The sequence below is a fragment of the Janthinobacterium sp. GMG2 genome, assembly GCF_033949445.1.
Lineage (GTDB): Bacteria > Pseudomonadota > Gammaproteobacteria > Burkholderiales > Burkholderiaceae_D > Janthinobacterium > Janthinobacterium aestuarii.
Window position 1 is genome coordinate 412665 of record NZ_JAXAWA010000004.1, and the last position, 23430, is coordinate 436094.

Genomic DNA, 23430 nt, shown 5'->3' on the forward strand with positions numbered 1-23430 from the left:
GATCTGGCGCAGGTTTTCCCGTCCTTCCGCTGTCCCGTCTTGTCAACCGTATCACGCCACAGCCGTTAAAGCCGTTAAGGCGCTGCTCTTCCCTTGCGTTCGAGTCAACTTGAAACCACACCACGGAGAGATACCCATGTTCAAAAAAATACTGCTGGCCATCGCCACCTTGATTGCGACGATGGGCTTTGCCTTTGCCCAGGTCGATGTCAACAAGGCGGACCAGGCGGCACTCGACAGCGTCAAGGGCATCGGCCCCGTCACGTCGAAAGCCATTATCGATGAACGTGCCAAGGGCGGCGCCTTCAAGGATTGGGCCGATTTCGAAACCCGCGTGAAGGGCATCGGCCCGAAAAGTTCCGTGAAACTGTCGGAAGCGGGCTTGCAAGTAAATGGCCAGTCCATGTCCGGCGCGCCAGCGGCGCCCGCTCCGGCGCCGAAAGCTGCCGCAGCTAAAAAGGAAGCTGCTGTGAAGGAAGTTGCAGCGAAAGAAGCCGCAGCGAAGCCAGCTGCTGCGACCGACACCGCTGCGGCGCCAGCCAAGACAGCCGCTGAAACGAAGAAAGAAGCTGCTGCCGCGAAGAAAGAAGCCAAGGCCGCCGCTGCCGCCGCCAAGAAAGAAGCAGCCGCCGCCAAGGTCGTGCCTGCCGCCGCTACCGCGCCAGCCGCCGCCGATGCCGTCCCCGTGAAAACGGCGGCCGAAACGAAGAAGGAAGCAGCCGCCGCGAAGAAGGCGGCTACTGCAGCGAAAAAAGAAGCCAAGGCTGCGGAAGCGGCTGCGAAGAAGGAAGCCAAGCTGGCTGCGGCCGATGCGAAGAAGGCCGAAGCCGAGAAAAAGTAAGCGTGTTGCTGTAAGGCGTGCTGCGTGGTGGTGCCGCGCAGCACGAGAAGAAAACCCCGCGTGGTACCGGCCGCGCGGGGTTTTTTTTATGCGGCTACAGCTGCGACTCGATCGGCAGCCAGCGCATCACGGACACCAGCATGCGGCGCCAGAAGCCTGTTTCCGGGTCCTGCGTCCACACCTTGGCGGGTACTTCGGTGGCATCGGACCAGCGCAGGGCGCCGTTGTCGAGGAACAATCGGTAGCTGGTGTCGCTCGCCGTCGAGTGCAGGAACAGCGTGCGCATGTCGGTCGCCAGCGCGGCATCGTCGAACAGCACGCCCATTTCCGTGTTCAGCTGGGCCGAGCGCGGGTCGAGGTTGAAGGAGCCGACGAAGCCCCGCTGCCCATCGACCACCACGGCCTTGGTATGCAGGCTGGCGCGGCTTGAGCCCATCAGGCTGATGCGCTTGCGGTGCTGGGTCTTCAATTCAAACAGGTCGACGCCGCCGCCCAGCAGCATCTGGCGGTAGCGCGCATAGCCCGCATGCACGAGGGCCACGTCGGTGGCGGCCAGCGAGTTGGTCAGTACCTGGACCTTGACGCCAGCGGCGACCTTGCCGGCCAGGGTCTGCGTCAGTTCCGTGCCGGGCACGAAATAGGGCGAGGTCAGCAGCGCTTCCTCGCGTGCGTCCGTCAGCAGGGGCAGCAAGCTGTGCATGAGCCAGTGCTCGCTGCGCTGCAAGCTGGCCACGGGTGCGGCTTTTTCCGGCGGGTCCGACAATACTTGCACTTGGGTACTCCAGTGCAGGCGCACGCGGCCATCGAGGTGGGCCTGCAACTGGCCCGCATCGGTCAGCTGGCGCAGGTAGGGTGAGGCGCCCAGTTCGCCCGTGAGCGCATCGAGGCGGGCGCGTACCGCCTGCAGTTCAGCCGCGCCAGCGTCTTTCCCCTCGTGCAAGGCGCCGATGGGGATGACGGCGCGGCTGTTCCAGAAGCGGTCGAAGATGTCGCTCGTCTGCCGCACGGCGGGTCCCACCAGCAGCAGGTCGGCATCCTGGAAATTGACTTGTTCGGCGGCATCGAAGTATTCATCGCCGATATTGCGCCCGCCGACGAGGGCGACCCTGCCGTCGACGATCCAGGCCTTGTTGTGCATGCGCCGGTTCAGGCTGACGGCGCGCAAGGCCATTTCCACGGCACGCATCCAGATACCGTCGCGGTTGCGGCCCGGATTGAAGATGCGCACATCGATCAGCGGATGGCTGTCGAGCGCGAGGATGGCCGCGTCCTGGCCCCGTGCGTTGATATCGTCGAGCAGCACGCGCACGCGCACGCCGCGGTCGGCCGCGCGCAGCAGTTCGCGCACCAGCAGGCGTCCCGTGACGTCGTTATGCCAGATGTAGTATTGCAGGTCGAGACTGCGGCCCGCTTCGCGCGCGCTCAGGGCGCGCAGGGCGAACGCTTCCAGATTGTCGTCGATCAGGGCCGTGCCGCTGTGGTCCGGGCGCTGCGCCAGCTGCGGCGCCAGCACGCGGTCGAGCAGGGTGGCATCGATCGCCACGGGCAAGGCCGTGCCCGGCGCCCCCAGCGAGCGTTCGGCGAAGCGTCCGTAGCTGTACAGGGTGGCGATGCTGAGCACGGCAAACAAGGTGGCCAGCAGCAGCAATTTGACGAGCATGCGGCGCACCGTCAGCGGACCGCGCGCAGGCTGAGGCTGCTGCTTGCGGGGTGATGGGTGGTCAGGCGCATGCGGTGTCTTTCGTGAGCGGGGCAACAGCCGATTGTAGCAGTTTCTATAATGCACGATTTTCGTCCAGGAACATCCTTGCCCGTCGTCAAAAATGCGAGAATGGCCAGCTCAATCAATCACCGGGGGATGCACGCATGGGACGGATTTTGACGGCAATGACGGCAGCCATGCTGTCGGCGGGCGCGGCGGCTGCACCGGGCGCCGAACCGGCGCAGCAGCAGATCAGGCAGGTGGTGGCCGACATTTCGCCGCAGCGCATCGAGGCGCATGTGCGCAAGCTCGTGGGCTTCCAGACGCGGCATACGATGTCCGATACCGTGTCCGACACGCGCGGCATCGGCGCGGCCAGGCGCTGGATCAAGGCCGAGCTCGAGCGCTGCGGCGCGCAGGCGGGCGGTCGGTTGCAGGTGGCGTTCGACAGTCATATCGCGCCCGTCTCGAAACGCATTGCGCGGCCGACGGACATCGTCAACGTGGTGGCGACCTTGCCCGGCAGTCAGCCGCAGTCGGCCGGGCGCATCTATGTCGTCAGCGGCCATTACGACTCGCGCGCCACCGACGTGATGGATGCGCAGGGCGACGCGCCTGGCGCCAACGATGACGCGTCCGGTACGGCGGCCGTGATCGAGACGGCTTGCGCCATGGCGCGCTACCAGTTCGACGCCACCATCGTCTTCATGGCCGTGGCGGCCGAGGAACAGGGACTATTGGGTTCCGGCCATTGGGCGCAGCAGGCAAAATTGAAAAATCTCAATATCGCCGGCATGCTCAATAACGACATCATCGGCAGTTCGCGCGCGGAAGACGGCACGGTCGATGGCGGCCAGGTGCGCCTGTTTGCCGAAGGCATCCCGGCCGTGAAGGAGATGAGCGACGGCGTGCGCGCCCTGGTGGCGACGGGCGGCGAAAACGATTCGATTTCGCGCCAGCTGGCGCGCCATGTGAAACAGGTGGGCGAGCGCTATGTGCCCGGCTTTACGGTCAACGTCATCCAGCGCGCCGACCGCTACCTGCGCGGCGGCGACCATATGCCTTTCCTCGCGCAAGGGTACGCGGCGCTGCGTTTCACGGAACCGCACGAAGATTTTGCCCATCAGCACCAGGATGTACGCGTGGAAAACGGCGTGCAGTACGGCGACTTGCCGCAATTCGTCGACTATGACTACGTGGCGAAAGTGGCGCGCGTGAATGCGGCGGCGCTCGCGTCGCTGGCCTTGGCGCCGGCCGCGCCAGCCGGCGTGCAGGTGCGCACGGCCCAGCTGGAAAACGCCACCTCGCTGCTATGGCAGCCGAATACGGAACCGGACCTGGCCGGCTACCGCATCGTCTGGCGCGCCACGACGGCGGACCAGTGGCAGGGCGCACAGGACGTGGGCAATGTCACCGAAGCCAGGGTCAAGCTGTCGAAAGACAACTATTTCTTTGGCGTCCAGGCCATCGACAGCGACGGCAATGTCAGCGTGGCCACGTATCCCATGCCCTTGCGTTAAGCGCTGTTGACGGGCAGGCGCGCAAGAAAGCCGTGAATCTGGGAAACGACGGCAGCGCCTTCGCCGACAGCGGCGGCCACGCGCTTGGTGGAGCCGGCCCGCACGTCGCCGATGGCGAACACGCCCGGCACGCTCGTTTCCAGCGCGGCCCGGTCCGGCAAGTCTGGCGGATAGATTGCGTGGCCGTGGGCGCGGCATTCGGCGCGCGTGACGTCGAAGCCCGTGCGGATAAAGCCCTGTTCGTCGACGGCCACGGCGCAGTCGTGCAGCCAGTCCGTGTTCGGGTCGGCGCCGACGAAAAGAAACACGCGGCGCACGGCGCAATCGGCTTCCTCGCCCGTGCGGTTGTTGCGCCAGCGCACCTCCGTCAAGCCATCGTCGTCGCCTTCGAGGGCGATGATTTCCGTGTGCGTGTGCAAGATGATGTTGGGCGTGGCGGCGATGCGCTCGATCAGGTAGCTCGACATGCTGGCCGCCAGACCTTCGCCGCGGATCACCATGTGGACCTTGGCGGCGTGGCCGGATAGAAACACGGCCGCCTGGCCGGCCGAATTGCCGCCGCCAACGAGGATGATCTCTTCCTGCCGGCACAGCTTGGCTTCGATGGGCGAGGCCCAGTAATACACGCCCCGTCCTTCATACGTTTTCAGGTTGGCCAGCGAGGGGCGGCGATAGCGCGCGCCGCACGACAGCACGACCGTGCGGGCGCGTACCTGCGTACCGTCGCACAGATTGACGCGCAGGGGCCAGGTGTCGCACAGCAAGTTGGCGGCACTGGCCGGGGTGGCGATTTCGACGCCGAACTTTTGTGCCTGCACATAGGCGCGCCCCGCCAGCGCGCGGCCGGAGATGCCTGTCGGAAAGCCCAGGTAATTTTCGATGCGCGCGCTGGCGCCCGCCTGGCCACCGTACGCGCGCTGCTCGAGCGCCAGCACGCTCAAGCCTTCGGAGGCCGCATACACGGCCGTGGCCAGGCCGGCCGGTCCGGCGCCCACCACCAGCACGTCGAAAATCTTGTTGCCGGACAAATCGGGCAGCATGCCCAGGCAGCGTCCGAGCTCCGCATTGCCGGGATTCTTCATGATCTTGCCGTCAGGGCAGACGACCAGCGGCCATTCCTGCGGCGTGGGCTGGTAGCGTTCGGCCAGCGCGGCGGCGGCCGCATCCGTGGCTGGATCGAGCACCGTGTGCGGGTGGCCATTGCTCGATAAGAAACTTTGCAGGTGGAACAGATTGCCATTGCCGCGCGGTCCCACCAGCACGGGGCCGCCTGAATTCGATTCGATCAGCGCGACGCGGCGCAGGATCAGGGCGCGCACGATGCGTTCGCCCATTTCGGCCTCGGCCACGATCAATGCGCGCAGCGATTCCGAACTGATGTCGAGCAATTCCACGGCGCCGACGGCGCTGCCGTTGACGAGGGTGGGGCGGCCCGACAATTGCGCCACCTCGGCAATGAAGTGACCAACGCCCACTTCGCGCAGCACGGACGCCTGTCCCATCACTTCATGGCGCTTGATGCTGACCCGTCCGGACAGTATCACCAGCATGCCGAAGCTGCTGCTGCCCGCCTCGAACAGCGTCTCGCCATCGGCAAAGTGATGGCGCGTGCCATAACGCTGCAAGCGCTGCAGTTCGGGTCCAGTGAAGACGGGCGAGATCTGATGGCTGCGGCCATGCAAGTCAAGCGTGGCGAACTGGACGGGATCGTCCTGCGTCGTTTCGGGAATGAATTCGGGTGTGCTGCTGGCCATGGCGAGTCCGTTCGGAGGCTGAATAAGCAAATAACAAAAATAACTAATAGTGACGAGTCTAGCGCATGCGGTGCGCGCCTGCCGCAATACCCCTTGCGCACGCCCGGAAATGGCAGCGCGGCAGGCGCCATGCGGCAAGTGGCGGCGCAGCCGGACGCACAAACGGGCCCGGCTGCTGCTGCCGATCAGCGATACGCCGTCCAGCATCTCATATTAGAATGGGTCTTTGTTGAATCTACTCAAACAGACACGATGGCTTACAAGACACTTGAAGATACGATAGGCAATACCCCGCTGGTGCAGCTGACGCGCTTGCCGGGTGCCGATGCGCTTGCGCGCAACAACGTCATCCTGGGCAAGCTGGAGGGCAATAATCCGGCTGGCTCCGTGAAGGACCGCGCGGCGATGTCCATGCTCAAGCGCGCTGAAGAGCGCGGCGTCATCAAGCCCGGCGACACCCTGATCGAGGCGACCAGCGGCAATACGGGCATTGCGCTGGCCATGGCCGCCGCCTTGCGCGGCTACAAGATGCTGCTCTTGATGCCTGATAACCTGAGCGTGGAGCGTCGCCAGAGCATGGCCGCCTACGGCGCCGACATTTTATTGACGCCGAAGACGGGCGGCATGGAATATGCGCGCGACCTGGCCGAACAGATGCAGAAGGATGGCCGCGGCGTGATCCTCGACCAGTTCGCCAACGAAGACAATTCGCGCGCCCACTATGAAAGCACGGGCCCGGAAATCTGGCGCGATACGGAAGGCCGCGTCACGCACTTCGTCAGCGCCATGGGCACGACGGGCACCATCATGGGCGTGTCGCGCTATTTGAAGGAACAGAATCCCGCCATCCAGATCATCGGCGCCCAGCCCGAGGAAGGTTCGCAGATTCCCGGCATCCGCAAGTGGCCGGAAGCGTACTTGCCGAAAATCTACGACAAGTCGCGCGTGGACCAGGTGGAATACGTAAGCCAGGGCGTGGCCGAGCGCATGGCGCGCAGCCTGGCGGCGGAAGAGGGCTTGTTCTGCGGCATCTCTGCAGCCGGCGCGTGCGAAATCGCGCTGCGCATCTCGCAAACGGTGGAAAACGCGACGATCGTGTTCGTCGTGTGCGACCGCGGCGACCGCTATCTCTCGACGGGCGTGTTTCCTGCCTGATAGTTAATACGGGAAATATATCGGCCAGAACGGCCTGAGAACTGCTGGAAAGACCCCCTCCCCATGGCGGGGAGGGAAAACCTGCAAAACTGGCAGGATCAGCCTTGTGGCGTTTCGCCTTCTTTTGGCTTGAATTGCTTGTCGCTGATACGGAATTTGTTACGACGGTCACCCATCAGGTAACGCAGGTCGCGGATGCTCAGGTCGCTGACTTCGTGCATGCGGATCAGCAGCGATGCGCCGACCGGCAGGCGGTGGTGGCGGATTTTACTGATGACCGGTGGCGCCACTTCCAGCGCGCGGGACAAGGCTGCGTCGTTTTTCAGGCGCAGGTTTTCGATCAGGGTATCGAGCAGTCTGTTTGGGTTGTACTGAAGCAGATCGTCGGAGTCCGAATCGCTGTTCATATCAATGCCGACTTGGTTTGTCATGATGTTATTGTTCCTTCTGTAGTTGCACTGCAAAGTAAAAAACACTCGGAGCTCGCTCTTGCTGCGTTCATGTTCATTCTTTACTAAAAGGAACGAATTCACACACGGTACGATCCGGGATACAGTTTTTCATGATATATACACAATTGTACAACAGGATTCAATTTCAGGCGGGAAAGCCCAATAATCTTGCTTGGTACAGAACCGGTGTTGTCTAGCTGCAACACCTATTTATTCTTTATTATGCTCTATGATAGAACAAAAATTGTACTTTGACAAAAGTTAAGTATAAAACCATTACTGCATTCCGTGCCGCACAAAGGCTGGCGAGCGAGGCTGGCACATGTTATCGGGCCTACCATAGACCTGTTTGCTGGTCGATTCAATATCCCTTACGCTTTCTTACAAGTAATATTATAACTTTACACTGACTTTCGGTTAGCGTGCGCGCACTTGACTGATGGCTTTGCCCAAGTCGATCACCGACATGGCATAAAAATAACTTCTGTTGTACTGAGTTATAGCAAAGAAGTTATTGGTTGCCAAGTGATACTCAGTTGCTTCTGAACCATTTTGCAAGTCGATCAAGCCGAACAGCATGTTCTGGGGCGTGGACGGGGCGGCACTCACGCCGGCTTCCTGCAATTCCCCCAGCCGGTACTTCGCTTGCAAGCCCTGGCCAATGAACTTTTCCCACGCGCGGCTGGCCGAGACGGTGACGGGATAGGTGCTGATGGCTGGATCATCGCGACGCCAGCCGTGCTCGACGAGGAAGTGCGCGACGCTGCCGATGGCGTCGGATGTGGAATTACGCAGGTCGATGTGGCTATCGCCATCGAAATCCACCGCATATTTCATGATGCTGCTAGGCATGAATTGTGGCAGGCCGATGGCGCCCGCATACGAGCCGAGCAGGGTCAGGGGATCGATGCCATCCTTGCGCGCGTACAGCAGCGCGTTTTCCAGCTCTCCCTTGAAAAATTCCATGCGCGCGGCGCGGGTCGGGCTTTCCGGATAGGAAAACGCGAGGGTCGTCAGTGCGTCGAGCACGCGGAAACGGCCCGTGTTGCGTCCATATACAGTTTCCACGCCGATGATGCCGACGATGATCTCGGCCGGCACGCCATATTCGCGTTCGGCGCGCGCCAGCGCTTCCGCGTTCTCTTCCCAGAATTTCACGCCCGCATTGATGCGCACCGGTTCGATGAAGCGGGAGCTGTACGCTTGCCAGTTCTTCGGCTTGCCGGGCGGCGCGGGCTTCATCAGTTGCACGGTCGACTCGACATAGCGGACCTTGCCGATCAGGGTATCGAGTTCGGCGCGGTCAAAGCCGTGTTTGGCGGACATGTCGTCGAGAAAGGCGCGTACTTCCTTCCAGTTGGCATAGTCGACAAATTCGCCTTCGAAGTCGAATTTCGCCGGTGCCTTTTTGGCTGCTGCCTTGGCGGGCGGCGCTTTGGCCGCGCGCACGGCACGGGCGCGGTCGGCAGCGGAAATATTGCTGTTTTCGCCAGCGTGCGCGGTGGCCAGGCACAGGGGAAGGGAGAGGAGCAGGGACAGGGCGGGGTATTTGATCGGTAACAAGGAGCGTCTCATCGGCATTGGGTTAACAGGCGGCGCAAGTGGCGCCGCGCGCGGAGTTGTTCGTCTGGGCTGGCATTACCATACTTCATCGCGGCATAGATTGCCAGAAACTGTGCGATGGCGGCGTGTGCCTCTTGTGTGGCCTTGCCCGCGGCCAACCGCGCAGCATAACCGTGCGGGCCTTCGTGCGGCGCACGGCTGTACCCGCGCCGCGCCTGTAAATGGCAAAACTGCGCATACAGGGCTTCAAGCGGATCGCCTTGCCGCGCCTGCCGCCACCAGACCAGTGCGCCCGCCACGGCGGACAGCAGGGCCAGCACGGCGCACGCGAGTGCCAGCTTTTTCGCCGGCACGTTTTTCAAGCCCTCGAGCATGGCGCGCTGGCGCTGCGGCGTGGTGTCGAGCACCCAGCTGCTCCAGGCGTGCTCGGCCTGCTGCCATTGCTGGCGCCACGCGGCAACCGCCCCTTGCGCGCCGCCATCAAGGCCGGCCAAGGCGCGCCACGCCGTGAGCGGCGACGGGGCCGGCGGCAGGGCGGCGTCGAGGTTGCGCTGCGTGCGCAGGGGGGCGACGGCGCTTGTCGGGTCGACGCGCACCCAGCCTCGGCCCGCCAGCCACACTTCGCTCCACGCATGGGCGTCGGACTGGCGCACCGTCAAGCTGTTGTCCGTACCGTTGCGCACGCCGCCCTGGTAACCGGTGACGACGCGCGCGGGTATGCCCATGGCGCGCATCAGCACGACAAAGCTGCCCGCGTAATGTTCGCAAAAGCCCGCCTGCGTGCCAAACAGGAAGTCGTCGACGCCCTGCTTGCCCAGCAGCGGCGGCTGCAGGGTGTAGCGGAACGGCGCGCGGCGGAAGTGCCCGAGAACGGCGGCGATCGCGCCGGCGGGCGCCAGCGCCCGCGCGCCGCTGCCGCGCAATGCGCGGGCCCAGGCCACGCTGCGCGGGTTGCTGCCAGCGGGCAAGGCCAGCCATGGCTGCTGCTGTTCTGGCGACAGGTTTGCCTGCAGCCGGTAGCGCGGCTGGGAACTGACGCGGTAACGCACGGTCGAAGTAATAGGCTGTATGGTCAGCACTTCCAGCGCGGACGACACGACGTACGGATTGCCGGGCAAGCGTTCGATGCTGCGCGGCACGTCGAGCGCGAAGATGCGCCGCTGGCCGCTTGCTTGCAGGGTGACTTCGTAGTGGCTGGGCTGGCCTTCCAGCGCGATATCTATCCGGCTGTCGCTGGCAGGCGCGCGGCCCTTTGCGCCCCGGCGCGTCCAGGTGGCGCCGTCGAAGTCGCCCAGCACTACGCCGCGCCAATACAGCTGGTCTTGCGGCGGGAGCGGTGTGGAAAATCGGGCCGTGAAGACGGGTTCGCTTGACAGGGCCAGCGAGGCGATGGCGCCCGGCTGCATGCTGTCGGACAAGCCCGTGCGTGCCTGCGCGCCTTCCGGTGCCGTACCCCACAGGGGGCCGTCCACGCGCGGCAGGGCAAAAAACATCACGGCCGACAGGGGGATGGCCAGCGCCAGCATGCGTCCCAGTAAATTTAACCGTTGCGCCAGGCGGGGCTGCACGGCGCCGTACTGGGCTGACAGCAGGGCGGCCAGCAAGACGATGACGGTGGCCAGCATCCAGGCGGCGCTGAGGATGCCTTGCGCATGGAAGAAATTTGCCAGCAGGAGGAAAAAACTGAGGAAAACAAAGACGAAGATGTCGCGCCGGCCATGCATTTCCAGCGATTTCAAGGCCAGCAGCAAGGCCAGCATGGCCACGCCGGGATCGCGTCCCAGCACGGTGCCATAGCTGGCGTAGACGCCGGCGATACCGAGCAAGGCCAGCGGCGCGAGCAGGGCCAGCCGCGGCTGGCGCTTGCCCCGCACGGTGATGACGGCGCGCCACAGCAGAAGGGCTGCTGCGGCGGCCGACAGCCACGGAGGCAGGTGCAGCGCGTGCGGCGCCAGCACCATGGCGGCGGCCAGCAACAGCAGCACGATGTCGGCCTTGTCGCGCGGCAAGTTGCTCAGCCAGGCTTTCATGGCGTCGCCTGCGTTGGCGGAAAATCGTGCCGCCAATCGTGCGGCGAACCGTGTGGCGAACCGTGCAGGGCCAGTGCGCGCAGGCAGGCGTCGCGGTGGCTGGCGCCCAGGGCAGGCGCGACAGTCAGCGTGTCCAGGCGCAAGCCATATGGCAGGCCCGTGCGTTCCGCCTGCAGCACCCAGGCGGCCAAGCGCGACAAACGCGCTTCCGGCGCCAGCGCGTGCAGGGAAGCGTGCTCGAGCATGATGCTGCCATGGGCTGCGCCTGCGGGAGAGTCGGCGGCAGGCTGGAATTGCTTGCTGAATACATGCTCGCCATCATGGCGGGCGATCTGGCGCCAGGCCAGGCGGTGCAAGGGGTCGCCGGGCTGGTAGGCGCGCACGCCTGCCAGTTCCAGGGCGCCATCTTGCGTACGTGGCTGCCGTGCCTGCTGTAGCGTGCCGGCAGGCAAGGGCAGCGGCGGCGCATTGTGTTCGGGCTGCGGATACACGAGCACGCGCGCCTCTGGCTGCCAGTGGCACCAGGCAAGGAACAGACCGAGCGGAAAACTGCCGGACAGGCGCACGGGCGGGGCAATCAGCCATCCCCGTTGCGGCGCGGCCACGACGATGTTGACGGCCGTTTCCCCGTGGGCGGCGATGTCGGCCAGGCTGGGCGCTGCCGCCGAATCGCGGATGGCCACGTGGATCGCATGGCGCGGGCGCGCGCTGCGGTTGATCAGGCGCAAGGTGAACGTGGCCTGGCTGCCCGCGAACACGGGGCTGCCCGGCGTGGCGGCCAGGGCCAGGCCCGCCAAATTGCGGCTGGCAAACAGCATGTCGGCGATGGCGCAGGAGGCCGCGAAATACGTGAGCGCATAGCCCAGGCCCAGGCGGTAATTGACGGCGGCGATCCACAGCGCCAGCAGTAGCGCTGCAAACGCCAGGCCCGCGCCCGAGGGACGGATGTGCACGCGCTGCGCGCCCAGCCAGGGGCGAGCCGGCAGCCATTGGATATTGCGCCAGCGCATGCCGATCAGACGGGGATACTCAACAGCATGTGCTGCAGCAGGCTGCGGCTATCGACGGCCCCTTGCGCGGCATGCAGGCGGTGGGCGCAGACGGGCAGCAGCACGGCTTGCACGTCGTCGGGCGTGACGTGGTCGCGGCCTTCCAGGGCGGCCCAGGCGCGCGCCGCCTGCAGCAGGGCCAGCGCGGCGCGCGGGCTCAGGCCATCGGCAAACACACCGGGCGCGCGCGTGGCATGCACGAGGGCCAGCACGTAGTCGACGACGGCAGGCGCGGTGTGGATGGCGCGCAGGCCCGCTTGCGCTTGCAGCAATTCTTCCGCGTTCATGACGGCAGGCAAGGTGTGGAGCATGGCGCGGCGGTCGGCGCCCAGCAGCAGCGCCCGTTCCGCGGCCGCATCGGGGTAGCCGAGGGTTACGCACATGAGAAAGCGGTCGAGCTGCGATTCGGGCAAGGGGAAGGTGCCCAGCTGGTGCGCGCAGTTCTGCGTGGCGATGACGAAAAACGGCTGCGGCAGCGCGTGCGTGACGCCATCGAGCGTCACTTGCCGCTCTTCCATCGCTTCAAGCAAGCCCGATTGCGTCTTCGGCGTGGCGCGGTTGATCTCGTCGGCCAGCAGCACTTGCGTGAACAGGGGGCCGGGATGAAACACGAAGCTGCCGCTGCCCCGGTCATACACGCTCATGCCGGCCACGTCGGCGGGCAGCAGGTCGCTCGTGAATTGCTGGCGCTTCCATTGCAGGCCCAGCGAGATGGCCAGCGCGTGGGCCAGGGTCGTCTTGCCTACGCCGGGCACGTCTTCGATCAGCAGGTGGCCGCCGGCCAGCACGCAGGCGAGGGTCTGGCGGATCTGCAAGTGTTTGCCGACGAGAACTTCGCCGATCTGCTGTGCGGCCTGGTGTATTTTCGAAAACATGCTATTTCTATCACAGTAAGACGGATTATTTAATTTACAATCGCTTTGGCCAGGTCAAGCCGTGCCGCCCGCCCGTGCCGTGCACGTGGTAGATTAGTGCGGTAGCGGCACAGACCGGCCAGTGATTTTATGCGAGAACGCGCAGGGCGAACAGGAATGCCATGCAGTGTTCCCGGAGAATGGACAGAGACAGAGGTAACCAGTACAGCGCATGAGCACAGCCATTTATACCCATCCCGATTGCCAGCGCCATGAAATGGGCGACTGGCACCCTGAATCGCCGGCCCGCTTGCAGGCCATCAATGATCAATTGATACTCGCGCACATCAGCGACCTGGTCGAGCACCGCGATGGCGTGCGCGCGCAATTGTCCGATATCGAGCGCAACCACAGCGCCACGGCCATCGGCCTCGTGCGCGACAATGTGCCGCAGGAGGGCGACTACTATCCGCTCGATGGCGACACCCTGCTCAACGCGCACAGCTACGAGGCGGCGCTGGCCGCCGCCGGCTCGGCCGTAGCGGCCACGGACGCCGTCATCGATGGCGAGATCAGCAACGCCTTCTGCGCGATCCGCCCGCCCGGCCACCATGCGCGGCCCAGCGAACCGATGGGTTTTTGCCTGTTCAACAATGTCGCCATCGCCGCCAAGCATGCGCTCGACGTGCGCGGGCTTGAACGGGTCGCCATTGTCGACTTCGACGTGCACCATGGCAATGGCACGGCCGAGTCCGTTGCGCACGATCCGCGCATCCTGATGGTGAGCTTTTTCCAGCACCCGTTCTATCCGTACAGCGATGTGGAATCGTATACGGACACGCGCGTCAACGTGCCCGTACCAGCCCGCTCGAAGGGCGACGCCGTGCGCCAGCTGGTGCTCGACCACTGGCTGCCCGCGCTGCACCGGCAGCAGCCGCAGATGATTTTCATTTCCGCCGGTTTCGACGCCCACCGCGAAGACGACGTGGGCGGCATGGGCCTGGTGGAGGCCGACTATACGTGGATGACGCAGCAGATGATGGCCGTGGCCAGCCAGTATGGCAAAGGCCGTATCGTCAGCTGCCTCGAAGGGGGCTACAACCTGTCGTCGCTGGGCCGCAGCGTGGCGGCGCACGTGAAGGCGCTGGCGGAACTGTAAGGGCCCTGCGCGCTACAGCAAGGTGGGGCGGCTGCTGGAATTCGTGTGGCGGTGCGTCTGGTAGTCGAGCGCGTCGCCCGCCATGAAGCGGTGCCAGGCTTGCGTGTAGACGAGCGATGATTTATCCGCATCAAAACTGTCGAGTTGCAACATGTCGCGGTGGTGCTTGATTTCATTGACCAGTTGGTCATACAGCATTTGCAAGCCATAGCTGTCGGCGCTCTGGCGTTTCAGGCGCTCTTCCAGCTGCGCCACTTGCTGCTGCAACTGCCGGCATTCCTTCTTCCAGTCATTGCGCGGCACGCGCTCGGGCGCCTTGCCAGTGTGTTCCATCATCATATCGAGCTATTCCCCATCGCCTATCTCCCTGCATCTGGCGGGAGCCAGCCTGGAAAATTATTGCTTTTCATTTAAGAGGCGATATTAGAGCACACTTTTTTATTACTCTCAGTAAATAAAAGAATCCATGTGGAAATACTTGACCTGGTTTCCAGCGCGCGTATCACTGGCGCAGTGCCCCCGCAGGGGCGGCTTGCGCCATGTTGCCGTCATCGGCATACGTGAGGGTCAGCAGGGTATTGTCGTCCCAGCTCACGTCGTGCAGCGGCGGCACGTAGCGCTGGCGGTCTTCCGTGATGCGGACGTCCAGCGTGCGCTCGCCCGAGCGGGCCTGGACGGCAAGCAGCTTGCGGAACACGGGATACGGCACGTGGATCAGCGACGAGTGGCACGGTCCGCCCGCCAGGCGGAACAGGTTGCGCCGCACAAACGGCAAGTCATCCTGCTCGACGGCCCAGCGGATTTCGCATTCCAGGCGCAAGTCGCCCAGGCGGCGCACGTTGTGGGGCAGGCCCGGCGTGTGGATGTCGGCGCGCCAGCGCAGGGTGGCGCGCTTCTTGTTGCTGACCAGGTCGGCATTCGCATCGTAGGCGGTCTTGTCGCGCGTCAGGATGAAGCCGCCGTCCGCCGCCAGCGGCACGGGGATCGACAGATTGTCGGCCGACAAGTGCAGGGTCACGCCATCGAGCTTGGCCTTCGGCGTGGCGGGGATCAGCATGAAGCGCAGCGGCGCGTCCGGCGCCAGGCGCTGGTGGTCGGCATACGCGTCGAGTCCCTTGAGCATGGTGCGGTAGGGACGCAGGTCGGGATCGCGCGTGCCTTGCACATCGACAATCTGCTGCATTTCCTGGTTCACCGGGTCGCCTGGCGCCGCTGCTTGTTCCTGGGCCATGGCGGGCAGCAGGCAAGTGGAAAGGGAGGCAAGGAGGCAAAAGCGGGGAAGATGCATGGAATGCGTGCCAGGTTGAGCGTGCAATGGGGAAACCGTCCAGGCTGGACGGACTGCGGATCTTATCATTCGAGTAACTGCTAAATTATCACCAATTGTCTCGTTCGCGTCGCACGGCTGGCGCTGGCGGCGGAAAATGGGACGTCGTGGCGGCAACCACGTAAAATAGCGGATTGACTGAACGATTTTGAAGGCAAGAGCATGGCGATACAATGGTACCCAGGACACATGAACGCGGCCCGCAAGAAAGCGGCCGAAACCATGGAAAACACCGATCTGGTGATTGAAGTGGTGGACGCGCGCCTGCCGGCAGCCAGCTGCAATCCCATGGTGGACGAGCTGCGCCTGTTCCGCCAGCGCCCTTGCCTGAAAATCCTCAACAAGACCGACCTGGCCGACCCTGCCGCGACCGCCGCCTGGGTGGCGTATTTCAATGCGCAGGAAGGCGTGACCGCGTATGCGATGACGACCAAGAAGCCGGGCGACGTGGCGCGCATTCCGGACTTGGCCAAGTCGCTGGCGCCGCACCGCGGCGTGCCGACCAAGCCGCTGCGCATCATGATCATGGGCATCCCCAACGTGGGCAAGTCGACCCTGATGAACGCGCTGCTGAAAAAGCGCGTGGCCAAGGTGGGCGACGAGCCGGCCGTGACGAAGATGCAGCAAAAGCTGTATCTGGACAAGAACACCATCCTCGTCGATACGCCCGGCATGCTGTGGCCGAAGATCGCCATCCCCAGCGACGGTCTGATGCTGGCCGCCAGCCACGCCATCGGCTCGAACGCGCTGATCGAAGAGGAAGTGGCCGTGTTCCTGGCCGAGGAATTGCTCAAACGCTACCCGGACTTGCTGGCAACCCGCTACGGCACCAAGATCGGTGAAGTCGACGCCATCGGCGTGGTCGAAGGCATCGCCGCCAAGCGCGGCTTCCGCATCAAGGGTGGCGACTACGATTTCGAGAAAGCGTCGCACACCTTGCTGCTCGACTACCGCAGCGGTATCCTGGGACGCATCTCGCTGGAAACGCCGGATACGCGCGCCGCCCTGATGGCCCAGCATGCGGCCGAGATGGCGGAAAAAGCGGCCAAGGCGGCCGAGATTGCTGCCGAGAAGGCGAAGAATGCGGCGCGGGGCAAGCGCGGTACGTAATGAACTAAAAGCCGCTTGTTAGCGGCTTTTTTAAATTCTGGGGTCAGACCCCCGGTGACGTTGGCGCTGAACCAGCCGTTAGCGGTGTCGAGGGACTCGGCGTCCCCGTCTGACCCCGGCTCGTTGCTAATTTCCGCCAGTCGCTCCAAACCGGAAACTCGTCACCGCCAGCGCCCCAAAAAAATCCTCCTCGTGATACGCCACGTGCGCCGCTTCCTGCTCGGCCGCGCCGAGCGCCACCATCAGCGGCAGCAGATGGTCTTCCTGCGGATGGGCCTGGCGTGCGCCCGGTGCCTGGTCCCAGGCCAGCAGCTGCTCCAACCTTTGTTCCGGCGGCAAGGCCATCGTCTGGCGCAGCCAGGCGTCGAACTGGTGCGAGGCGACGGCGCCCGCCTGGCCGAACTGGCGCAGATTATGGTAGGACAGGCCGCTGCCCAGTATCAGCACGCCTTGCCGGCGCAGGCTGGCCAGCGCGCGGCCCACCTCGACGTGGGTGAGCGGGTCGTAGCCGTGTTTCAGCGACAGCTGCACCAGCGGCACGTCCGCCTGCGGATAGATGGGAAACAGGGCGCTGAAGGTGCCATGGTCGAAACCGCGTTCATGGTCGAGGCGCGCCGGATGGCCGGCCGCGTCCAGCAACTGTTTTACCTGCGCAGCCAGTTCCGGCGCGCCCGGTGCCGGGTACTGGATCTGGTACGTGTGCGGCGGAAAGCCCGAATAGTCATAGATCATGCCCGGCCGGGGGCTGGCCGAGACGAGAAATTGCGGCCCTTCCCAGTGCGCCGTGACGACCAGCACGGCTTTCGGACGCGCGCCGATCTGGCGCGGGATATCCTGCAACGACGCTTCGAGCACGTCGTAGCGGCCGCCGAACTGGTCTTTCATGAACGGCCACGGGCCGCCGCCGTGCGACAGGAAGTAGGTGGGGAAGGTGTGTTCTTGCATGGCGGCTCCGCAGTGGAATGGCTGATGCTATCGATGATAGTCATGGCCAGCCAGTTGATCAAGATCATCATTATTGATATATCATTTCCATTTTGTTGATGATCGGGCCGTCATGGATACCTTGCGCAGCATGCGCGTGTTTCGCGCCGTGGTGGAACTGGACAGTTTCGTGCGCGCCAGCGAGCGCCTCGACCTGTCGCCGGCCATGGTCAGCAAGCACGTGATGCATCTGGAACGCCACCTGGGCGCTCGGTTGCTGAACCGCAGCAGCCGCCACCTGAGCCTGACGGAAATCGGCAAGGTGTATTTTGAACAGTGCCGCGACATGCTCGACAACCTCGACGAGGTGGAAGCGACGGTGGGCCGCACGACCGTGGTGCCGCGCGGCATGCTGCGCCTGAGCGCCCCCGTCTGGTTTGCCAACGCCATCTTTACGCGCACCCTCGTGGCCTACCGCGAGCGCTTCCCGGAAGTAACGTTCGACATCGACTTGAGCGGAAGAGTCGTCAACCTGGTGGAAGAGGGCTTCGATCTGGCCCTGCGCGTGAGCCAGGCGCCATCGCCGGCCCTGATCGCGCGGCCCATCGGCAGCATCGCCTTTCACCTGGTGGCCGCGCCCGCCTACCTGGCGCGCGCGGGCCAGCCGCAGCTGCCGCAAGACCTGGCGCAGCACGCGATGATCAGCTATTCCTTGTTGGCGAACGGCAACGAATTGACGTTCGACGGCCCGCAGGGACGCGAGACGGTGAAGTTCTCGCCCGTCCTGCAATGCAATAACGAAAGCCTGCTGCACGCGGCCGCGCTCGACGGCATGGGCATCGCACTGCTGCCATCGTGGCAGACGGATGCGGACCTGGCGGCGGGGCGGCTGGTGCGCCTTTTCGACGCTTACCAGCTGGCGGGCGGCAAGGTGTATGCCGTCTACACGAGCCGCCGCTACCTGTCCTCGAAAGTGCGCACCTTCATCGACTTCCTCGCCGATGAAGGGCGCCTGGGGGCTTGATTACGCGAGCGAGCGCTTGACGTCGATCAGCGCGAACAGGCGCGCACTGCGCATCCACGCCAGCACCAGCACCGCCAGCTGCGTTGCCAGCAAGCCGGCCACGATGGCCAGCGGGCTTGGGCCAGCCAGGTTCAGGCGCGCCACGCCCAGCAGCGCATACAGGGCCAGTCCCAGCACGGTGATGGCGAGGTAGATGGCCAGGCAGGCCAGCGGACGCCGGCGCAGCATGCCCAGGCCGCGCCACCACGCCTTGACGGCCGACGTACGGCGCCGGTCGATGGCCAGCGCCGCGCGGCCCGCATCGAGCGTGGCGCAGGCCAGCAGGAACAGCACGCCCGCGAACAGCAAGGCCAGGTGACGGGCCAGGTCGGCGTCCGCTTCCAGGATGGCTGTCGCCGCGTGCTTGTCGGCCAGTTTCAGCGCGCCGGCGCCGATCGCCAGCGCCAGGCCCAGCGGCACGATGCTCCACAACAGCATGCGCAGCATGCGGCCGTATGCGCTGAAGGCGCCCGTCAGCAGGGGGCAGAAACCCAATGGGGCCGGCGCGCGCGCGGCTGTCACCACCAGGCCGCTCAGCAGCGGCGACAGCAGCAGGGTCAGGACGATGCCGGCGATGGCGGCCTGGCTGATGGCGGCGCCATTGCGGCTGGCGTTGGCGGCCAGGTCCGCCAGGGTCATCAGGTCGAGCTGCTGCGCCAGGGCCGCCGCATGCACGGCCTGATCGAGGCTGGCGCTCAAGGTGCGCCAGATGGGGATGACGGCAACGATGGCGGGGATCAGCAGCAGGCCGGCCCACAGCAGCAGCAAGCGCCATTGCAGGGCGGCGCGGCTGGCGCGCGTGGTCAGGGCCAGGCCGCTGGCCCGTGTCGTGGAAATGGCGCTCATACGATGGCGATCAGGGAAAGGAGGTATTGGAAGGCGGCGGCGAGGTCGATGCTCCAGCGCCGCGCGGCGGACTTGTCGGCTTTCAGGGTGCGGCTGTCATCGAGCTTGTTGACGTCGAGGTAGTGCACGCGGTCGGGGTCCAGTTCGGCCGAGACGGCCTTCACGGGCTTGCTCCAGGTGTGGCGCTGCCACAGCTGGTCGTTGTCCCACACCACGCGTTCGGACGTGCCGTCGGCGAACTTCACCAGCAGCACCTGCGGCACGGGCGCACCGCGGCGGCGCAGCACCACGCTGGTCAGATACGGATAGGGGCCCGTGCCGGGCTTGGCGTCCTGGTGCGCCTTGTTCCACGCCTCGCGCACCTTGTCCTCCTCTTGTTCCAGCGCCTCGGGCGTGCGTTCCACGCGCTTGCCGTTCACCAGCGCCATGCCGGCCAGCGGCGTCTGCTCGTCGCTGGTAAAGCTGCCGATGCGGTCGTCGATATTCGCGCTGGCATACACTTGCTGCGCGAAGACCTGTTCCACGATGCGCCGCTGGCCTGTCGCTTCGGCCAGCGCTTCGCGCAAGTCGGCCACGCTCGGGTGGCGGAATTTCCACTGTTCATAGTAGGCCTTGAAGCCCCGTTCCATGGCCTCGCTGCCGATGCGCGCTTCCAGGTCGCGCAGGGTGGTGGCCGTGCGGGTGTAGACGGGGCCCACGCCCTGCAGGCGGTCCCACGCGTTCTGGCCCAGCGGGTCGGCCGCGTCCTGGCGCGGTGCGGCCGTGCGCTCGAACTCGAAGACCTTGAAGGCGGGAGCGAAGCCCAGGCGCTTGAGCAGGGGCGTGGTGGCGTGGATATCCTGGCCGCGCGCGCGCAGCATGCGCTGGTCCCAGTACTCGTTCAAGCCTTCGTCGAGGATCGGTTCCTCGAATTCGTTCGAGGCCAGGATGCCGTAGAAATAGCCATGGCCGAATTCATGGATGGTGACGAAATCGAGGCCGAATTCGGCCGCCGTCTTCGGCTGCAGGCCGGCGTAGCCCGAGGCCGTGAAGAAGGTCGGGTATTCCATGCCGCCCGCTTCGGCCGCGTTAAACGGCGGAATCACCACCGTCAGGGTCTTGTACGGATACGGGCCCAGGGTGCGCGAAAAATACGTGAGTGTATCCTTGGCAGCCTGCAGCGCGGGCGCCGCGTTCGACGCGTACTCGGGCGGGTACAGCACCTTGATGGCCACGGGCGGGCTGCCAGGGCCGTTCCAGCTGTCCAGCAGCGGCGGCGCGCTGCGCTTGTCGGCCGTCCAGGCGAAATCGTGCACGTCGCCCTGCACGTAGTGATGCGTGAGCATGCCGTTCTTTTCCTGCGGCGCGCCCTGCAGCTCGCCCGTGGCGCCCACCGTGTATTCCTTGGGCACGGTCAGCTTCACGTCGTAGTGGCCGAAGTCGGCGTAGAACTCCGAGTTCAGGTGAAACTCATGCGCGTTCCAGCGCGGCGCGGTGGCGCCCCGTTCGCCGGGCAGTTCCAGCACGGCGATCTTGGGAAACCACTGGCCCACCAGGTGGAAGCTGCCGAAATAGCCGGTGCGCGCGATGACGCGCGGCAGCTGGTCGAAGAAGCCGATGTCGAGCGTCGTCTCGGTGCCCGGCGCGACGGCCTGCGGCAAGTCGACGCGCACCACCGTGCGGTCGGTGGCCGGGCCGTTGTCGGGCTGGACGAAATGCCAGGGCGCCCTGGCGCCGTTCTGCGTCATGCTGCGCAGTTCGATGTAGCCCCACTCGCCGTCGCGCGTATCGACGCCCGAGCGGAAGCCCGTGTCGAGCTTGCGCTTCTCGGTGAAGAAAGTCGAATGCTCGCCTTCGAACGCGTTCAGGTACAGGTGCAGGTAGACGCTGCTGACGGCTTGCGCGCTGCGGTTGCGCCAGCGCAGTTTCTGCCGGCCGTCGATCGTGTGCTTGACGGGATCGAGCGTCGCTTCGATCTGGTAGTCGACCACGCGGTCCGACAGGGTCGCTTGCGCGCCCGTGCGCGCACCGCCCCAGGCGTTGCTGGCGCTGGGCGTGGTGACGGCCGACGCATGCGGCGAAGCGAGGGCGATGCCGTCGGCCGATGGTGCCGGCGGCAGGGGTGCGCTGGCGGGCTTGCCCTGATCCGGCTGGGCGAACAGGTCGGCTTGCAGGGCCAGGCCGGCCAGCAGCAGGGCGGCGATGGAAAGGGCCTTGAGCTTGCCCGGGATGAGGGAAATGCGGCGGCGCGGTGTGCTACGACTTTCCATGCGTGACTCCCACAGTGACTTCTGATTGATGATCTTCAAATGCAGTCGGCTGCGCCCAGGATCGCCGGGCGTTCCTTAATATACCTGTAAAAATTACAAATAAGCAATGAATTGTGCTGGCAGCTTTGCCGGCTGTTGCGGCGCCGCGCGCCGTGCGTATAATGATTCGCTTTTGCCATCCCTCCTGCTGCCGTGCGTGCGCGCTCCGGTAGCGCATCCAGCTTTCCGCCATGATGACTGTCCCTTCCGCCCTGACCATCGCCACGCGCACCTTGCTGTTGTGCGCCCTGGCCATGCCGGCGTGTGCGCAGGAAGGCGCGGATGCCAGCGCGCCCGGCGTCACGCATGGCGACTTGTCCGCCGAACTGGCGCAGGGCGGCCAGCACAGCGTGCGCGGCGCCTTGTCGCGCGACCAGGGCGGCATGGTGCTCGATGTGGCCATCGATGGTCTGCGCAACGGCAATTACCGCGATGGCAGCGTGTTTCACCAGCGCGGCTTCAACGGCGGCGCGGAATGGAAGCTGCGCCAGGGCCGCTTCGGTTTCAGCGCCGACCAGCTGAACCAGGACACCCGCTATCCCGCGCCCGAGGCGCCGTTCCTGGCCTTGCTGGCGGCCCGTCCGGAAGACCTGTACCGCTATGAAGTGCGGCGCGCCAGCGCCTTCGTGCAGCGCTATGTGGGCAGTTTCGAGCTGGGTGTCGAACTGTCGCAGCGGGAAAAACGCGCCACGGCTCACTATGCGGGCGAGGACGGCAGCAGCGAATCGACGTACAGCAGCCGCCGCCGGCAGCTGGCGCCACGCCTGCGCCATTACGGCAAGGTGGGCGGCGTGGGCACGGATACGGAAGTGGGCCTGGACCTGATGCAGTGGCAGCGGCGCTCGGGCCGCGCGGGCGATGCGCAGCGCCGCCAGTATTCGCGCGCGCTGCTGCTGCGCGAAGAGCTGGCCTTCAGCGGTGCGTATGCGCCGCGCCTGTTGCTGGGGCTGCGGCATGAACAGTTCCAGCTTGATCCGGCCGATATGCCTGCCGGCGGCAGCGACTGGGAAAACCAGAATGCCTGGGACGTGCAGGGCAGCCTGCAGCTGCGCCCGCAACTGAGCGTATATGCGAAGGCCGCGCGCAGCTACCGCATCGACGACGATGGCTACACCCGCGCCGGCTACCGCCCGCTGGCGGGACAGCTGCGGCGCGAAATGGAAGTGGGCGCCACCTTTGGCGACGCGGCGCGCAGCGCTTCCGTGCGCGTGTTCAGCGAGCGCCTGAGCAACCAGATCGTCTTCGACCAGAACCTGGGCCAGCTGGGCTTTGCGGGCAACCTCGATCCCTCGCGCCGCGACGGTGTCGCCATCGAGGCCAGCATGGCGCTGGCGCGCGACTGGCGCCTCGACGGGCAACTGCGGCAAGTGCATGCGCGCTATGACGATTACGCCTACGATGGCCCGGACATCGCTCTCGTGCCCAAGACTCTGGCCAGCCTGCGCCTGTACTGGACGGGGCAGGCGGGCGCCAGTGCCGATGTGGGCGTGCAATGGCTGCGCGCGCTGCGCTATGGCCCCGATTTCGCCAGCAGCTGTCTGGCGCAAGTGCCAGCGTTTGCCACCGTGGACGGACGCTATGTGCGCAAGCTGGGCGCCTGGGAGCTGGAACTGGCCGGCAGCAACCTGGCCAACCGCCGCCATTACGGCGATGCGCCGGGCTGCCGCTCGAGCATTTACCTCAATGACGCGCGCCAGTTGCGCGTGTCGGCGCGCTACCATTTTTGAGGCAGGGGCGCGGCGGGGCTTAAATGCGGCTTAAGCGGGCGCAAACGGAGCGGATAAAAGCGCTTT

19 protein-coding genes are annotated in these 23430 nt (G+C 65.0%); 7 read left to right on the forward strand and 12 right to left on the reverse strand.

Annotated elements, in window-relative coordinates; genetic code table 11:
* Nucleotides 1-136: 136 nt before the first annotated feature.
* Nucleotides 137-841 (forward strand): ComEA family DNA-binding protein, encoded by a 705-nt coding sequence (locus tag SKZ59_RS17655; protein WP_319992484.1) that lies wholly within the window; start codon nucleotides 137-139, stop codon nucleotides 839-841.
* A 94-nt stretch (nucleotides 842-935) separates the two neighbouring features.
* Here SKZ59_RS17655 and SKZ59_RS17660 read toward each other — a convergent pair whose 3' ends face one another.
* A complete protein-coding gene (locus SKZ59_RS17660) occupies nucleotides 936-2501 on the reverse strand; it encodes a phospholipase D family protein (RefSeq protein ID WP_319992485.1) in 1566 nt (521 codons plus the stop codon).
* Nucleotides 2502-2707: 206 nt separating this feature from the next.
* Between SKZ59_RS17660 and SKZ59_RS17665 the strand changes: the two genes are divergently transcribed.
* A complete protein-coding gene (locus SKZ59_RS17665) occupies nucleotides 2708-4063 on the forward strand; it encodes a M20/M25/M40 family metallo-hydrolase (protein ID WP_319992486.1) in 1356 nt (451 codons plus the stop codon).
* Here SKZ59_RS17665 and SKZ59_RS17670 read toward each other — a convergent pair.
* On the reverse strand, nucleotides 4060-5817 hold the full coding sequence (locus tag SKZ59_RS17670; protein ID WP_319992487.1) for an FAD-dependent oxidoreductase: 1758 nt from the start codon (nucleotides 5815-5817) through the stop codon (nucleotides 4060-4062). The genes SKZ59_RS17665 and SKZ59_RS17670 overlap by 4 nt on opposite strands.
* A 252-nt stretch (nucleotides 5818-6069) precedes the next feature.
* Here SKZ59_RS17670 and cysM point away from each other — a divergent pair, with 252 nt between their 5' ends.
* The gene (gene cysM / locus SKZ59_RS17675) at nucleotides 6070-6972 is read left to right on the forward strand and encodes a cysteine synthase CysM (protein WP_034751785.1); all 903 of its coding nucleotides are present in this window, start codon (nucleotides 6070-6072) and stop codon (nucleotides 6970-6972) included.
* A gap of 98 nt (nucleotides 6973-7070) precedes the next feature.
* Here the strand turns inward: cysM and SKZ59_RS17680 are convergent, their stop codons facing one another.
* From SKZ59_RS17680 to SKZ59_RS17700, 5 genes are all read right to left on the reverse strand, one after another.
* Nucleotides 7071-7403 carry a hypothetical protein gene (locus SKZ59_RS17680; RefSeq protein ID WP_034751784.1) on the reverse strand — a complete coding sequence of 111 codons (333 nt, stop codon included), beginning with the start codon at nucleotides 7401-7403 and terminating at the stop codon, nucleotides 7071-7073.
* 438 nt (nucleotides 7404-7841) lie between these two features.
* On the reverse strand, nucleotides 7842-9005 hold the full coding sequence (mltB, locus tag SKZ59_RS17685; protein WP_413774570.1) for a lytic murein transglycosylase B: 1164 nt from the start codon (nucleotides 9003-9005) through the stop codon (nucleotides 7842-7844).
* Entirely contained in the window at nucleotides 8996-11017 is a 2022-nt protein-coding gene (locus SKZ59_RS17690) for a DUF3488 and transglutaminase-like domain-containing protein (protein ID WP_319992489.1), read from the reverse strand. The genes mltB and SKZ59_RS17690 overlap by 10 nt, the downstream gene beginning before the upstream one ends.
* A complete protein-coding gene (locus SKZ59_RS17695; protein WP_319992490.1) occupies nucleotides 11014-12027 on the reverse strand; it encodes a DUF58 domain-containing protein in 1014 nt (337 codons plus the stop codon). Before SKZ59_RS17695 ends, SKZ59_RS17690 begins: the two co-directional genes overlap by 4 nt.
* 5 nt (nucleotides 12028-12032) lie before the next feature.
* Nucleotides 12033-12941: an AAA family ATPase gene (locus tag SKZ59_RS17700; protein ID WP_319992491.1), complete on the reverse strand. Its 909-nt coding sequence runs from the start codon at nucleotides 12939-12941 to the stop codon at nucleotides 12033-12035.
* Between the two features lie 211 nt (nucleotides 12942-13152).
* Here SKZ59_RS17700 and SKZ59_RS17705 point away from each other — a divergent pair, with 211 nt between their 5' ends.
* The gene (locus tag SKZ59_RS17705) at nucleotides 13153-14079 is read left to right on the forward strand and encodes a histone deacetylase family protein (protein ID WP_034751778.1); all 927 of its coding nucleotides are present in this window, start codon (nucleotides 13153-13155) and stop codon (nucleotides 14077-14079) included.
* Between the two features lie 12 nt (nucleotides 14080-14091).
* Here the strand turns inward: SKZ59_RS17705 and SKZ59_RS17710 are convergent, their stop codons facing one another.
* Both SKZ59_RS17710 and SKZ59_RS17715 read right to left on the reverse strand, forming a co-directional pair.
* Nucleotides 14092-14418, reverse strand: a complete 327-nt coding sequence (locus SKZ59_RS17710; RefSeq protein ID WP_034751776.1) for a hypothetical protein — start codon at nucleotides 14416-14418, stop codon at nucleotides 14092-14094.
* Between the two features lie 163 nt (nucleotides 14419-14581).
* Nucleotides 14582-15367: a hypothetical protein gene (locus tag SKZ59_RS17715; RefSeq protein WP_319992492.1), complete on the reverse strand. Its 786-nt coding sequence runs from the start codon at nucleotides 15365-15367 to the stop codon at nucleotides 14582-14584.
* A 201-nt stretch (nucleotides 15368-15568) separates the two neighbouring features.
* On the opposite strand from SKZ59_RS17715, the gene ylqF reads away from it, so the two are divergent.
* Nucleotides 15569-16516: a ribosome biogenesis GTPase YlqF gene (gene ylqF / locus SKZ59_RS17720; protein ID WP_071650173.1), complete on the forward strand. Its 948-nt coding sequence runs from the start codon at nucleotides 15569-15571 to the stop codon at nucleotides 16514-16516.
* A 126-nt stretch (nucleotides 16517-16642) separates the two neighbouring features.
* Here the strand turns inward: ylqF and SKZ59_RS17725 are convergent, their stop codons facing one another.
* The gene (locus tag SKZ59_RS17725; protein WP_319992493.1) at nucleotides 16643-17461 is read right to left on the reverse strand and encodes a class III extradiol ring-cleavage dioxygenase; all 819 of its coding nucleotides are present in this window, start codon (nucleotides 17459-17461) and stop codon (nucleotides 16643-16645) included.
* Nucleotides 17462-17573: 112 nt separating this feature from the next.
* On the opposite strand from SKZ59_RS17725, the gene SKZ59_RS17730 reads away from it, so the two are divergent.
* Nucleotides 17574-18464 carry a LysR family transcriptional regulator gene (locus SKZ59_RS17730; protein WP_319992494.1) on the forward strand — a complete coding sequence of 297 codons (891 nt, stop codon included), beginning with the start codon at nucleotides 17574-17576 and terminating at the stop codon, nucleotides 18462-18464.
* On the opposite strand, the gene SKZ59_RS17735 is transcribed toward SKZ59_RS17730, so the two are convergent.
* Both SKZ59_RS17735 and SKZ59_RS17740 read right to left on the reverse strand, forming a co-directional pair.
* Nucleotides 18465-19349, reverse strand: a complete 885-nt coding sequence (locus SKZ59_RS17735; RefSeq protein ID WP_072454440.1) for a hypothetical protein — start codon at nucleotides 19347-19349, stop codon at nucleotides 18465-18467.
* Nucleotides 19346-21598 carry a M1 family metallopeptidase gene (locus SKZ59_RS17740; RefSeq protein ID WP_319992495.1) on the reverse strand — a complete coding sequence of 751 codons (2253 nt, stop codon included), beginning with the start codon at nucleotides 21596-21598 and terminating at the stop codon, nucleotides 19346-19348. The genes SKZ59_RS17735 and SKZ59_RS17740 overlap by 4 nt, the downstream gene beginning before the upstream one ends.
* Nucleotides 21599-21828: 230 nt before the next feature.
* Between SKZ59_RS17740 and SKZ59_RS17745 the strand changes: the two genes are divergently transcribed.
* The gene (locus SKZ59_RS17745) at nucleotides 21829-23364 is read left to right on the forward strand and encodes a TonB-dependent receptor (RefSeq protein ID WP_319992496.1); all 1536 of its coding nucleotides are present in this window, start codon (nucleotides 21829-21831) and stop codon (nucleotides 23362-23364) included.
* The last annotated feature ends 66 nt before the right edge of the window (nucleotides 23365-23430 follow it).

Coding starts and splice junctions, on each gene's coding strand:
- SKZ59_RS17680 (WP_034751784.1), bottom strand. CDS start 7,403: ATGACAAACCAAGTCGGCATTGATATGAACAGCGATTCGGACTCCGAC.
- SKZ59_RS17690 (WP_319992489.1), bottom strand. CDS start 11,017: ATGAAAGCCTGGCTGAGCAACTTGCCGCGCGACAAGGCCGACATCGTG.
- SKZ59_RS17705 (WP_034751778.1), top strand. CDS start 13,153: ATGAGCACAGCCATTTATACCCATCCCGATTGCCAGCGCCATGAAATG.
- SKZ59_RS17735 (WP_072454440.1), bottom strand. CDS start 19,349: ATGAGCGCCATTTCCACGACACGGGCCAGCGGCCTGGCCCTGACCACG.
- SKZ59_RS17665 (WP_319992486.1), top strand. CDS start 2,708: ATGGGACGGATTTTGACGGCAATGACGGCAGCCATGCTGTCGGCGGGC.
- mltB (WP_413774570.1), bottom strand. CDS start 9,005: ATGCCGATGAGACGCTCCTTGTTACCGATCAAATACCCCGCCCTGTCC.
- SKZ59_RS17740 (WP_319992495.1), bottom strand. CDS start 21,598: ATGGAAAGTCGTAGCACACCGCGCCGCCGCATTTCCCTCATCCCGGGC.
- SKZ59_RS17695 (WP_319992490.1), bottom strand. CDS start 12,027: ATGCGCTGGCGCAATATCCAATGGCTGCCGGCTCGCCCCTGGCTGGGC.
- SKZ59_RS17670 (WP_319992487.1), bottom strand. CDS start 5,817: ATGGCCAGCAGCACACCCGAATTCATTCCCGAAACGACGCAGGACGAT.
- SKZ59_RS17730 (WP_319992494.1), top strand. CDS start 17,574: ATGGATACCTTGCGCAGCATGCGCGTGTTTCGCGCCGTGGTGGAACTG.
- cysM (WP_034751785.1), top strand. CDS start 6,070: ATGGCTTACAAGACACTTGAAGATACGATAGGCAATACCCCGCTGGTG.
- SKZ59_RS17700 (WP_319992491.1), bottom strand. CDS start 12,941: ATGTTTTCGAAAATACACCAGGCCGCACAGCAGATCGGCGAAGTTCTC.
- ylqF (WP_071650173.1), top strand. CDS start 15,569: ATGGCGATACAATGGTACCCAGGACACATGAACGCGGCCCGCAAGAAA.
- SKZ59_RS17655 (WP_319992484.1), top strand. CDS start 137: ATGTTCAAAAAAATACTGCTGGCCATCGCCACCTTGATTGCGACGATG.
- SKZ59_RS17725 (WP_319992493.1), bottom strand. CDS start 17,461: ATGCAAGAACACACCTTCCCCACCTACTTCCTGTCGCACGGCGGCGGC.
- SKZ59_RS17660 (WP_319992485.1), bottom strand. CDS start 2,501: ATGCTCGTCAAATTGCTGCTGCTGGCCACCTTGTTTGCCGTGCTCAGC.
- SKZ59_RS17715 (WP_319992492.1), bottom strand. CDS start 15,367: ATGCATCTTCCCCGCTTTTGCCTCCTTGCCTCCCTTTCCACTTGCCTG.
- SKZ59_RS17710 (WP_034751776.1), bottom strand. CDS start 14,418: ATGATGATGGAACACACTGGCAAGGCGCCCGAGCGCGTGCCGCGCAAT.
- SKZ59_RS17745 (WP_319992496.1), top strand. CDS start 21,829: ATGATGACTGTCCCTTCCGCCCTGACCATCGCCACGCGCACCTTGCTG.